Genomic DNA, 11,798 nt, shown 5'->3' on the forward strand with positions numbered 1-11,798 from the left:
CGATCCGAACCACCTTCGGCAACACGACGCTCGATCAGTCGATCCGCGCCACCTTCAGCAACACGACGTTCCAGCAAACGGTCCGAACCACCTTCAGCCAGACGGCTTTCAATCAACTTGTCCGAGCCGCCTTCAGCGACCATTGGGTGAACAGGGGCTGCTGCAAAAGCGTTAACTGCGAGTACCGAAAAAGCGATGCCGAGGATGGTTTGGCGTTTCATGATCGTGTGCTCCGGGGTGTAGTGGGTTGGTCTGGAGCCGATGTTACGCCGCGGATTTTTTATGAGAACTTCATTGACGTGATGGTGACTATCGACGCCAGCGATGGGTGCCATAACCCTCGATTCAGACGCCCGCCGCCCGAATGCATAGCTCCCCGGTGGCGCGGGTCAGGGCCAGATCGTGCAGGGCGTCGTGGGTCAGACCCTGGCGTGCCTTCGCCAGCCAGACCGGACAATTCGGGTCGCGGCGATACGGCGCGACATCGGCGTACTGACGCAGCAGGCGGTTTTGCAGCTCGTCCAGTTGCGGACGAATCTGTTTCGCCAGATCCGGTCGCGGTGTGTCCGGTGCATGGCCTGCCGCTTGCCATTGCGCCAGCAAACCGTATTGCACCAGTTTGTTGGCTTCCATTTGTGCTGCGATCAACTGGGCCACGTCCTCGGGATCGAGCTTGTGTTCGCCGGCCAGCGTGCGGGCACTGGCAATGACCTGGGCCTCGCGGGGGCTGTCCTGAATCGGCTTGCCGCTGTCCCATTTGGTCAGGGCCACGAGGTCGCCGATGTTCAGGCGTTCGTTCAGGGTTGTCAGCAATGGGCGCAACGATTGGACGGGAGCAGGGGCCTCGGCGGCAGTGGCAATGTGGCTGACAAGGGCCAGCAAAGAGCAGGTCAGAGCATTTCGCAGGAGGGGCATGGCAGGGCGCGATCCAGAATGAGTGTGCCGCCATTTAAGCCTTGAGCCGACTCGATGTCGACCGACTTTAACCCGCTCATCTAGCGTAATATCCACCGCATCTCCCACCCCGAGACGGACCCTCAATGCAAACCCCCGCCACCAGCAAACCCCTCTGGCAAACCTACCTGCTGTTCCTCGCACCGATGGTGTTGTCCAATTTTCTGCAATCGATGTCGGGCACGGTCAACAGCATCTACATCGGGCAGATGCTCGGTACGCAGGCGCTGGCGGCGGTATCGGGGATGTTTCCCATCATCTTTTTCTTCATCGCACTGGTAATCGGGTTGGGCGCCGGTGCCGGGGTGTTGATCGGGCAGGCGTGGGGCGCACGCGAGGCGCACATGGTCAAGGCAATCGCCGGGGCAACCTTGTTGCTGGGCGTGTTGATCGGTTTGCTGGCGGCGGTGCTGGGCAGTGTGTTTGCCCGTCAGGCCTTGCAGGGGCTGGGGACCCCGGCGGATGTGCTGGACGACGCGGTGGCGTATGCCCGAGTGATGATGTGGACCTTGCCTTTTGTGCTGGTGTACGTGCTGTTCACTCAGTTGTTGCGCGGGGTGAGCGACACGCTGTCGCCTATGCTGGCGCTGTTGTTGTCGACCGTCGTCGGGCTGGCGCTCACCCCGGCGTTCATTCGCGGGTGGCTGGGCCTGCCGCAACTGGGGATTCAGAGTGCAGCGTTCGCCGGTCTGGCCGGTACGCTGACGGCGATGGCGTGGCTGGCGTGGAGTCTGATTCGCAAGGGACACCCGCTGGCACCGGACCGCGAGTTCTTCGGCGCACTGCGGCTGGACGGGGCGATTCTGGGCAAGGTGCTGCGCATCGGCCTGCCGACCGGGGTGCAGATGATCGTGCTGTCGTTGTCTGAGCTGGTGATTCTGACGCTGGTCAACCAGCACGGTTCGCAGGCGACAGCGGCCTATGGCGCGGTGACGCAGATCGTCAACTACGTGCAGTTCCCGGCGTTGTCGATTGCGATCACCGCGTCGATCCTCGGCGCTCAGGCCATCGGCGCCGGACGTCTGGAACGCATGGGGCCGATCCTGCGCACCGGGCTGCTGATCAACGTGTGCCTCACCGGTGGCCTGATTGTGCTCGGCTATCTGTTGTCGCACTGGCTGCTGGGGTTGTTCCTGACCGAAGACTCGACCCGGGCCATGGCCGAACACTTGCTGCACATCATGTTGTGGAGCCTGCTGGTGTTCGGCTTCCAGGCAATCATCGGCGGCATCATGCGCGCCAGCGGCACGGTGCTGGTGCCGGTGGCGATCGCGATTGTCTGCGTGGTCGGCGTGCAGTTGCCAGCGGCCTACTGGCTGGACGGGCAGTACGGTTTGCAAGGGGTGTGGATGGCGTTTCCGGTGGCCTATCTGGGCATGCTGGTGTTGCAGACCCTGTATTACAAACTGGTCTGGCAGCATCAGAAGATCGAGCGCCTGGTCTGAACGGACCGGGTGCCGTGAGTTCGACGGACAGATGACGTGGCGCAACCGCAGGTTGTTTGCTTAAGTCAAACGAGGCCTTGAAGGTTTGCCCTGTCCGGAGAATCCCATGCATTGCCGATTCACCGCTGCGGCACTGTTCGCCTGCCTGTGCGTCATGAGTGACGCGCAGGCCGTTGAATACAATCGCGTCAACACCACCGCCAGCCAGATCAGTTTCACCTACAACCAGATGGGCTCGCGGATGTACGGCACGTTCGGCAGGTTCGAGGCGACGCTGCAGTTCGACAGTGACAACCTCGCCAGCGCCCACACCACGTTGCACATCGACCTCAACAGCATCGACGCCGGCAGCGAGGACGCCAACACCGAGCTGGTGAAGCCGGCGTGGTTCGATACTCAGCGCTACCCCGAGGCGGTATTTGAATCCAGCCGTTTCAGGCGGGTGACGGACGATCACTATCTGATCACCGGGCGTCTGACCCTAAAAGGCATCACCCGCGAAGTGCAGGTGCCGGTCGAGCTGAAACCGGACAGCTCGATCGGCATTTTCGACGGCGAACTGGTCCTCAAGCGTGACCAGTTCGGACTCGGTGCGGGGGAGTGGGCGGATACTGTGGTGTCCAACGACATCGCGATCAAGTTCAAGGTGGTGGCGCCACAGCAGTGACGCCAGCCGTTGCGGTCAGTAGGCGCGCCAGTGCCCCGGCACCCAGCGCCATTCGTTGCCGCCCCAGCGGTAATGCCCGGCGACCCAGTGATAGCCCGGCGCGGGCATCACCGGCACCACTTCCACCGGTGGCGGTGGCCGGTGCGGCCGGGCGGGGGCGACGACGCACCCGGACAGAGTGATAGCCACCAGCGAGGCGGCGAGCAAGGCTTTAACGGTTCTGGACATGAGCTGTTCCTGATAGATGAGATGTGCAGGGATCCGGCCAATCAGCGCACCCAGCGCCCTTCAACCCAGAACCAGTTCGGCCCGCGTGCCTGCCAGTGGCCGGGCCGCCAATGCGCGCCGTGACGCACCGGTTGCCAGTGCCCCGGCATCCACACGTAACCGCGTCCTTCCCAGCGCCAGTGCCCCTGATCCCAGACATAACCGGGACGCGGCCCGGGCATCACTTCCATGCGCATCGGCGGCGGGGCTTGCTGGACGATCACCACCTGCTGGGCAAACACCGGCGCACTGGCCAGCGCCGCCAGTGTCATCGGCACCAGCAGCAGGGTTTTCCGCCATTTGAACAATGAACGCAACACGCTCATGACAACTCCTCAAGGCCTGCGTAAAAAAGAGAACGCAGTTGAAGAATTGGACGCCAAATCGGCAAAAGATCCGCTGTGCAGCAGATGAAATTTTCTTCAGCTCAGCCACCACCCTCCCTGTAGGAGCTGCCGAAGGCTGCGATCTTTTGATCTTGCTTTTAAAAAAATCAAAAGATCGCAGCCTGCGGCAGCTGCTACATAAAGCGAGTGGCGGGACGGGGTATGATGTCGCGGTTTTCCGCCGGAGTTCACCCGTCATGCCACGCATCACCCACTACAAATCCCCATGCCCCGAAAGCGTCAACAGCCAGATTCTGCAACTGGTGGTCGACTACCTGACCGACATCAGCGCGGTCGGTCTCGGCCCGAGCAATCTGTTGTACAACGTCTATCAGTACGCGGTCGGTTATGAGGTGCATCTGTATCTGGAAGCGCTGAACGGCGAGAAGGGCACCGAGGTGGAATTGCTGGTGGCGACGGCCGAAGACGACCCGGAGCAGGTCACCGGTTTCCTTTTGTACCTGCCGGTGCAAGGCGATTGGGAGGCCTGTAGCGTCGCCTACATGGCCGTGCGCGAAGGCCATCGACGCCAAGGTGTGGCGCGGGCGATGATCGGCGAGATGATCAGTCGTTATCCGCATGCCGAACTGACCTGCAGCGTCGGCAAGGTGCCGTACTTCGATGCGCTGGGGTTCGAGGTGATCGGCGCGCGCGAAACCCAGGTGCTGATGAGCACCCGGCATTACCGCAGCAACGGCCTGCGCGGGTTCATCGACACCACGCCGATCTACCGCTCGCTGGAAGTGCAGCAGATCCACACCTACCTGCTGCAGAAAAACGGCAAGCGCGCCATGCTCGATGCCGAGAAACAGCGCGACCGGCATCTGGATCAAACGACCCGTCACGTAGAAGAGTTTGTCCGTCAGCGCCTGACGCTGCACTGAGCCCGGCGCAAAAAACAGACAAAAAAAGAGCCTCAAGGCTCTTTGATGGGGAGAAGTAGAGCCCACGAGGCTCAAGCTGCGCATGAAACAAGGAACGGGCTTGATTTGGGGTTCAGAACACCCGTTCCCTACGCCGCCGCTCAGGAGTGAAGCGACCGCGTACCTTCATCATGGGAACGCGCAGGGGCCGACTCAAGTACCGCTAGTCGCACGGGCGGCGGCCCGTTCCCCCATGGCGATGATGGTGGCGAACAATTCGTCCTTTGCTTGCTTGGCGCTGATTTCACTGCTGGCAGCGGCATTGGACAATGCTTCGGCGGCCCCCAACATGGCGCGCAGTGCGGCCTGAGTGATTTCCCCGCCAGCCGCCAACGGTTGCAGCACGCTGCGACACTTTTCGAGGAAGATCACTTCGTAATCGCGCTTGATCTTCTCCAGCTCCGGCGTACTGCCCAACGCTGCAATCACCCCCGGAATCTCGTTGCCCTGCAACAGCACGCAATCGACATACGCCGTGGCGATCACCGTCGCGGTATCAATCAGCGTCGGTGGGCAATTATCGATGGCCGCGTCCATCACTGCGGTCTGGCGCGTATCGAAATCCCGGTACAGCGCCGCAAGCAGCCCCGAGCGCGTGGTGAAGTGGTCGTAGACCACCGGTTTGGTCACCCCGGCCTTCTCCGCCAGATAACCCAAAGTCAGCGCATCGGTGCCCTCGGCGCGAATGATCTGCCAGGCGACATCCAGCAACTGGCGATTGCGATCTTCGCGCGACAGACGACGGCGCGGTTGGGCAGGGGAATCGGCGTCGGTCATTTCAGTGGTTGACATCGTTAATATACCAAACGTAACTTACTGTTCGTAACTTACCAAGAGTACATAGCCCTTGGTCAGCGCAAACTTACAGGAGAATTCCCATGCATGCATTGATTGTTGTGGCGCATCACGAGCCGCGTTCGCTGACCCACAGCGTGGCCACGCAGATCGCCGAAGGCCTGACTCGGGCTGATTCGGCCAACACCTATGAGATCGCCGATCTGTACGCAGAGGGTTTTCAGCCGGTGTTCGGCGCGGCGGATTTCGCCGTGCATCACCGTGAAGCGCAACCACCCGCCGACGTGCTGGCGGAACAGGCCAGGATCGATCGAGCCGACGCGCTGGTGCTGGTATTCCCGGTGTACTGGTGGTCGATGCCGGCGCTGCTCAAGGGCTGGATCGATCGAGTGTTCAGCAATGGCTGGGCGTTTGATTTCGCTGGCGACCTCAAGCATGTGAAGAAGCTGCAGCGCCTGCGCGTGCATCTGGTCGGCCTTGCAGGGGCCGATGAACGCGCCTACGAACGCCACGGTTATGGCCCGGCGATGAAGGCGCAGATCGAACACGGGATTTTCGATTACAGCGGGGCGACGGTGGTCAGTTCGACGCTGATGGTGGAATCGGAAGTGCGTGACCCGCAGGAACATCTGCAGACGGCACGGCACCTCGGCGCCCAGATGTTCACCTGACTCGCACCCGCTGTAGGAGCTGCCGAAGGCTGCGATCTTTTGATCTTGTTTTTAGCAATCAAAAGATCGCAGCGTGCCGCAGCTCCTACAGGTCAGCGGGCGCCGGGCCAGCCAGCCCTGGCGAGGGCGGCGAGCAGCGTTTCCGAATCCAGCCCCGGCACTGCATGCCCATTGCCCTCGGCGCTCTCGCTGGCGAGCAAGGCGTTGATGATCGCTTCTTCCACCGCTTCGGTGGCGGCGAGGAACAGCTCGCTGATGTGGTCGTTGTTGACCATGCGCAAGCCGTCGCAAGTCGGCGCGCCTTTGCCTTCGTAGGCGGCGGGCGGGATGTGCTCGTTGCCGGTGGCGAAGGCGATGAAGATGTCGCCGCTGTGGTCTTCATTACCGCCGCCGCTGCGCGCCAGGCCGAGACTGGCGCGTTGCGCCAGACGCGTGCATTGATGCGGCAACAGCGGTGCGTCGGTCGCCAGGCAGACCACGATCGAACCCATGCCCGGATGCGGCAGCGCAGCACGCAGGAACGGCGAATCCACCTGTTCCATGTAGCGGCCCACCGGATAGCCATCGACCCGCAACTCGCTGCGAATGCCGTGGTTGGCCTGGACAATCGCACCCACCGTCCAGCCGCCCTGTGCACTGTTCAAACGGCGTGACGCCGTGCCGATCCCGCCCTTGAATTCATGACAGATCATGCCGCTGCCACCACCCACTGCACCTTCCTCAACGGCGCCGTCATGCGCGCCATGCAGCGCCTCGGCCACATGCTCGGGCTTCACGTGAAAACCGTTGATGTCGTTAAGCAAGCCATCGAAGGTTTCCAGCACCACCGGCATGTTCCAGTAGAGGCGCCCGTCGTCCGGTTGCTGCTGGCGATCCAGCGCAATCAACGCATCGCGCACGACGCCGAGGCTGTGGGTGTTGGTGAACGCGATGGGACTGGTCAGCAGCCCGGCTTCACGAATCCACTCAAGGCCGGTGGCGTCGCCATTGCCGTTGAGCACATGCACCCCGGCGAAACACGGTTGCTGGTTGGTCGAGCCACGGCGCGGTTCGATCACGGTCACGCCGGTGCAGATATCGCGCGCCTCCGCGCTGCGTCCACGCACGTTGCTGTGGCCGACGCGCACGCCGGGAACGTCGGTGATGGCGTTGAGCGGGCCGGGTTGCAATTGGCCGATGCGGATGTTGAGGTCACGGGCACGGAGGTTCATGGTTTGTCTCTCTTTAAAAAGGCAGAAATGAATCAAACGGGTTCAATACAAATCCCTGTGGGAGCGTGGCTTGCCCGCGAAGGCGTCCGTCCAGCCAATGCCTGTGTCGCCTGACACACCGTCATCGCGGGCAAGCCACGCTCCCACAGGTTTTGTGTGGTTTGCAGGTGGGATTACTGGCCGTTCTTGACCTTGCTCCACACCCGCGTGCGCACCCGCTCGATGGCTTTGGGCAGTGGTTCAAGGGTGTACAGGGTCGCCATCGCCGCAGCGGACGGGTAAACCGCCGGGTTATTGCGCGTGGCCTCGGCCACCAGCGGGGTCGCGGCGCGGTTGCCGTTGGGATAGGTCAGGTGATCACTGATCGGCGCGATCACTTCCGGGCGCAGCAGGTAGTCGATGAACGCCAGCCCTTGAGCTCGATTCGGCGCGTCCTTGAGCAGCACCAATGTGTCGAACCACACCGGCGCGCCTTCCTTGGGCAGGCTGTAGGCGATCTTCACGCCGTTGTGCGCCTGCTCGGCGTTGGTCCTGGCTTCGAGCATCGCCCCGGACCAGCCCACCGCCACGCAGATGTTGCCGTTGGACAGGTCGCTGATGAATTTCGACGAGTTGAAGTAGGCGATGTGCGGGCGCAGCTTGAGCAGCAGCGCTTCGGCTTTCTGATAGTCCTCGGGGTTGGTGCTGTTGGGCGGCAGTCCCAGATAGTGCAGGGCTACCGGGAGCATTTCCGATGGCGAATCGAGCATCGCTACCCCGCACTGGCCCAGCTTGGCGAGGTTCTCTTCCTTGAACAGCAGATCCCAGGAATCCACCGGCGCCTTGTCGCCGAGCGCGGCGCGCACCTTGTCGACGTTGTAGCCGATGCCGTTGGTGCCCCACAGATACGGCACGGCGTATTGATTGCCAGGGTCGTTGTGGGCCAGTTTGCTCAGCAGGTCGTTGTCCAGATTCTTCCACCCCGGCAATTGATCGCGGGGCAGCGGGGCGAGGGCGCCGGCCTTGATCAGCGTCGGCAGGCTGTAGTTGCTCGCCACCACCACGTCGTAACCGCTGCGGCTGGTCAGCAGTTTGCCTTCGAGCACCTCGGCGCTGTCGAAAGTGTCGTAAACCGGCTGAATACCGCTGTCGCGCTTGAAGTCGGCCAGGGTGGTGGGGCCGATGTAGTCGTACCAGTTGTAGACGTGCACGCTGGGTGCGTCGGCGGCTGCGACGTCGAGAAAGGCGAGCAGGCTCAGGCTGATGCCCAGGTTGATATAGCCACGACGACAACGCATGATGCGGCACTCCTGGCCTGCGGCAGGCCGGTAATTGACAGGAGTGCTCAGCCTATCGGGGCGGGCGCGCCTGACCCATTCCCATCATGGGTTACTCAAAAGGGGTAGAGCGTGGACGCGTTGTTGCAGGAGTTGCCGGTGCATCAGAGTCTGGCGCGGGTGTTCGCCGCCGTCGGGCAGGACGCTTTCTGGCGCGCGCTGGTGGACACGCTGCGGCTGCTGGTGCCGCTGGACAACGCGCTGGTGGCACTGATGAAAGCGGGGCAGGCACCGCGATTGCTGATCGACTTCGACAGCAAAGGCCACGCCGATGAGCAGGAGGAACTGGCCAGCTACAGCGCCGGCATGTACCTGCTCGATCCGTTTTATCAAACCGCCTCGACCGGCATTGCCGATGGCCTGCACAGTCTGGCCTCGGTGGCGCCGGACCAGTTTCTGCACAGCGAGTATTACCAGAGCTACTTTCGTTCGGTGGTGGGCGAGGACGAGTTGCAGTTCATGATCAACGTCGAGGGCGGCGTACTGGGTTTGTCACTCGGGCGCGCGTCGGCTTTCGATCTGGCCGAGCAGGGGCGCCTGTTGTGTGTGCGCGACTGGGTGCTGGCGGCGATGCGCCGTCATGTGCAGTTGCTGCCGCCGCAAGGGGCGGGCGTCGAACCGGTGGCGGGGGATCTGGCGACGTTGCTTGACCGCTTCGATGCGCGCCTCACCGCCCGTGAAGTCGACACCGCGCGCCTGATCCTGCAGGGCTTTTCGAGCAAGGCCATTGCCCAGCAGATGGCTATTTCGCCGGAAACGGTGAAGGTCCATCGGCGCAATCTCTATCACAAGCTCAATGTGAACGGGCATGGCGAGTTGTTTGCGCTGGTGTTGCGCCCACCCGCCTCCTGATCCACCAAACACCTGTGGGAGCTGGCTTGCCAGCGATGAGGGCGGCACAGCTGACATCCTCGTGACCTGAAACACCGCCATCGCTGGCAAGCCAGCTCCCACAGGATCAGCGGTGTTGGTGGGATGTCAGGTCAATCTGTGCGTTTGAACACCAACGCCTTCAGGCCGCTCTCAGGATCAATATCCGCAAACTCCGGCGGATTCTCCAGCCGCTGCTCAAAGCGCAAAGTCGGCGCCTCTTGTGTCACGCCATCAATCAGAAAGTACGAACCAAACGACGGATCATTCATGCACGCCAGCACCGTGCCTTGCGGCGTGAGCAGTTCCGGCAGGCGGCGCAGCACGCGCCGGTAGTCCTTGGTCAGCAGAAAACTGCCTTTCTGGAACGACGGCGGGTCGATGATCACCAGGTCGTACGGGCCGCTGTTGATCACCTTGCCCCAGGATTTGAACAGGTCGTGGCCGAGAAAACTCACCTTGCTCAGGTCATGCCCGTTCAAGCGGTGATTGTCGCGACCACGGCTCAGGGCCGCGCGGGACATGTCGAGGTTGACCACATGGCTGGCACCGCCTTCGATCGCCGCCACGGAAAACCCGCAGGTGTAAGCGAACAGGTTCAGCACCCGTTTGCCCGCCGCTTGTTCACGCACCCAGTTGCGCCCGTAACGCATGTCGAGAAACAGCCCGGCGTTCTGTTTGCGGCCCAGGTCGACTCGGTACTGCAAGCCGCCTTCAACGATGCTCAGCTCGTCGATTTCATCCCCCAGCAGCCATTCGGCGGTGCTCTGCGGCAGGTAACGATGTTGCACCAGCAACGTGTGAGCGCCGGACTGCTGCCATTCGGCCGAGCGGCTGATGTCGAGCAGCAACTGCTTGAGCGCTTCGAGCTGTTCCGGTGCCGGCTCCTTGAACAGCGAGACCAGTACCACGCCTTGCAGCCAGTCCACCGTCAACTGTTCCAGCCCCGGCCAGCAACGCCCGCGGCCATGGAACAGGCGACGGGTTTCGCTCGGTGCCGCGGCGAGCGCGGGCAGCAGATGGGCGCGGAGGGTGGCGAGGGCTTCAGGGTTCATCAGTCACGGTCGGCAAGCAAAAGGGCCGGCATTTTAACCACAAAACCTGCCTGGCGAACGCACGTCAGCCAAGGCGATTGACGGCTGTTAAGAAAAGACCTGTATCAAAAATGAATTTATGCAGGGCGCGCTGCTCATACCAGATAAGCAGCGGAAACAAGCCGCTAAATCGTTAATGCAATTCAGGGAGTGCCAGTTCATGAGTCCAACACCGACGCCGAGCGCGCACCTTCCTGGCGGGTTGATTCTGGTGGTTGAGGACGACCCGTTGATTCTGGAGTTTCTCTGCGAAATTCTTCAGGAGGAAGGTTTCAAGGTCGAGCCGCAAACCAGTGCGGATGCAGCCAAACTGTATCTGGAAAAGCATGCGCCGGAAGTGGCGTTGTTGCTGACCGACATCACCATGCCCGGTGAAATCAACGGGGCAGGGCTGGCCAACCTGGTCGGCGAGCGCTGGCCGGACAAACCGGTGATGGTCATGTCCGGTTATGAAACCCCGGAGACTTCCGGGGTCAAGCATCCGGTCGCGTTCATCAAAAAGCCGTGGGCCATCGGCCAGCTGCTTGATTGTGTCGACAGCGCGTTCAAGTCCAAGGCGCCACGTCTGCATTGAAGCGCCGGGGCGAATCGCCGGGCAAAAATGCTACATTGCCCGGCCAATCCGCCCGGTTCTGTCAAAGGATGCGACCTTTTGTCTGCTCACGATAACCTCTTCGACCGCGCGTTTGGCGCGTTCCTGTTCGACATGGACGGCACCGTCCTCAACTCCATCGCCGCTGCCGAGCGGGTCTGGGCCGCGTGGGCCGAGCGCCACGGGGTTGATGTTGAAAGTTTCCTGCCGACCATCCACGGCGCCCGCGCCATTGATACCATCCGTCGTCTGAACCTGCCGGGGGTGGACGCCGAGGCGCAAGCGGCGTTCATTGCGCAGGCGGAAATCGACGACGTGGAAGGGATCGTGCAGATTCCCGGGGCGGCGGCGTTTCTCGCCAGCCTGCCTGCCGAACGCTGGGCCATGGTGACCTCGGCACCACGGGATCTGGCGTTGCGGCGAATGGCAGCGGCGGGCATTGCCGAGCCTGCGCTGATGATTACGGCTGAGGATGTGACGGCCGGCAAGCCTGATCCGGCGGGTTATCGTCTGGCGGCAAAACGCCTTGGGATCGAGCCTGCCGACTGTCTGATCTTCGAAGACGCCACTGTCGGCATTCAGGCCGCGGAAGCGGCAGGTGCAGCAC

Annotated in this window: 14 protein-coding genes and 1 pseudogene; 7 read left to right on the forward strand and 8 right to left on the reverse strand. The window is 62.1% G+C overall.

Annotation, left to right across the window (positions count from 1 at the left end):
* A pseudogene (locus DBR18_RS29390) lies at nt 1-335 on the reverse strand (hypothetical protein); the annotation flags it as partial.
* Nucleotides 336-345: 10 nt separating this feature from the next.
* Nucleotides 346-915, reverse strand: coding sequence for a chorismate mutase (locus DBR18_RS17605; protein ID WP_108591264.1), 570 nt, complete (start codon nt 913-915; stop codon nt 346-348).
* A gap of 125 nt (nt 916-1,040) precedes the next feature.
* Between DBR18_RS17605 and DBR18_RS17610 the strand changes: the two genes are divergently transcribed.
* Nucleotides 1,041-2,399 (forward strand): MATE family efflux transporter, encoded by a 1,359-nt coding sequence (locus DBR18_RS17610; RefSeq protein WP_108591265.1) that lies wholly within the window; start codon nt 1,041-1,043, stop codon nt 2,397-2,399.
* Between the two features lie 106 nt (nt 2,400-2,505).
* Complete coding sequence (locus tag DBR18_RS17615; RefSeq protein WP_108591266.1) at nt 2,506-3,066, forward strand: YceI family protein; 561 nt, start codon at nt 2,506-2,508, stop codon at nt 3,064-3,066.
* Nucleotides 3,067-3,081: 15 nt separating this feature from the next.
* Here the strand turns inward: DBR18_RS17615 and DBR18_RS17620 are convergent, their stop codons facing one another.
* Both DBR18_RS17620 and DBR18_RS17625 read right to left on the reverse strand, forming a co-directional pair.
* Nucleotides 3,082-3,294, reverse strand: coding sequence for a YXWGXW repeat-containing protein (locus DBR18_RS17620; RefSeq protein ID WP_025109061.1), 213 nt, complete (start codon nt 3,292-3,294; stop codon nt 3,082-3,084).
* A gap of 41 nt (nt 3,295-3,335) precedes the next feature.
* On the reverse strand, nt 3,336-3,659 hold the full coding sequence (locus DBR18_RS17625) for a YXWGXW repeat-containing protein (RefSeq protein WP_007965936.1): 324 nt from the start codon (nt 3,657-3,659) through the stop codon (nt 3,336-3,338).
* A gap of 257 nt (nt 3,660-3,916) precedes the next feature.
* Here DBR18_RS17625 and DBR18_RS17630 point away from each other — a divergent pair, with 257 nt between their 5' ends.
* A complete protein-coding gene (locus tag DBR18_RS17630; protein WP_108591267.1) occupies nt 3,917-4,603 on the forward strand; it encodes a GNAT family N-acetyltransferase in 687 nt (228 codons plus the stop codon).
* Between the two features lie 192 nt (nt 4,604-4,795).
* Here the strand turns inward: DBR18_RS17630 and DBR18_RS17635 are convergent, their stop codons facing one another.
* Nucleotides 4,796-5,434 (reverse strand): TetR/AcrR family transcriptional regulator, encoded by a 639-nt coding sequence (locus DBR18_RS17635; protein ID WP_108591268.1) that lies wholly within the window; start codon nt 5,432-5,434, stop codon nt 4,796-4,798.
* An 86-nt stretch (nt 5,435-5,520) separates the two neighbouring features.
* On the opposite strand from DBR18_RS17635, the gene DBR18_RS17640 reads away from it, so the two are divergent.
* Nucleotides 5,521-6,108, forward strand: coding sequence for an NAD(P)H-dependent oxidoreductase (locus DBR18_RS17640; protein ID WP_108591269.1), 588 nt, complete (start codon nt 5,521-5,523; stop codon nt 6,106-6,108).
* A 92-nt stretch (nt 6,109-6,200) separates the two neighbouring features.
* Here the strand turns inward: DBR18_RS17640 and DBR18_RS17650 are convergent, their stop codons facing one another.
* Both DBR18_RS17650 and DBR18_RS17655 read right to left on the reverse strand, forming a co-directional pair.
* Complete coding sequence (locus DBR18_RS17650) at nt 6,201-7,319, reverse strand: P1 family peptidase (RefSeq protein ID WP_108591270.1); 1,119 nt, start codon at nt 7,317-7,319, stop codon at nt 6,201-6,203.
* Between the two features lie 173 nt (nt 7,320-7,492).
* On the reverse strand, nt 7,493-8,596 hold the full coding sequence (locus DBR18_RS17655) for a polyamine ABC transporter substrate-binding protein (RefSeq protein WP_108591271.1): 1,104 nt from the start codon (nt 8,594-8,596) through the stop codon (nt 7,493-7,495).
* A 111-nt stretch (nt 8,597-8,707) separates the two neighbouring features.
* Here DBR18_RS17655 and DBR18_RS17660 point away from each other — a divergent pair, with 111 nt between their 5' ends.
* Nucleotides 8,708-9,487: a LuxR C-terminal-related transcriptional regulator gene (locus DBR18_RS17660; protein WP_108591272.1), complete on the forward strand. Its 780-nt coding sequence runs from the start codon at nt 8,708-8,710 to the stop codon at nt 9,485-9,487.
* A gap of 131 nt (nt 9,488-9,618) precedes the next feature.
* Here DBR18_RS17660 and DBR18_RS17665 read toward each other — a convergent pair whose 3' ends face one another.
* Nucleotides 9,619-10,560 carry a class I SAM-dependent methyltransferase gene (locus tag DBR18_RS17665; RefSeq protein WP_108591273.1) on the reverse strand — a complete coding sequence of 314 codons (942 nt, stop codon included), beginning with the start codon at nt 10,558-10,560 and terminating at the stop codon, nt 9,619-9,621.
* Between the two features lie 199 nt (nt 10,561-10,759).
* On the opposite strand from DBR18_RS17665, the gene DBR18_RS17670 reads away from it, so the two are divergent.
* Both DBR18_RS17670 and DBR18_RS17675 read left to right on the forward strand, forming a co-directional pair.
* On the forward strand, nt 10,760-11,173 hold the full coding sequence (locus DBR18_RS17670; protein WP_108591274.1) for a response regulator: 414 nt from the start codon (nt 10,760-10,762) through the stop codon (nt 11,171-11,173).
* Between the two features lie 78 nt (nt 11,174-11,251).
* Nucleotides 11,252-11,798: HAD-IA family hydrolase (locus tag DBR18_RS17675; protein ID WP_108591275.1), on the forward strand; the 547-nt coding region annotated here is incomplete at its 3' end.

It is taken from the genome of Pseudomonas sp. HMWF021 (assembly GCF_003061005.1).
Taxonomy (GTDB): domain Bacteria; phylum Pseudomonadota; class Gammaproteobacteria; order Pseudomonadales; family Pseudomonadaceae; genus Aquipseudomonas.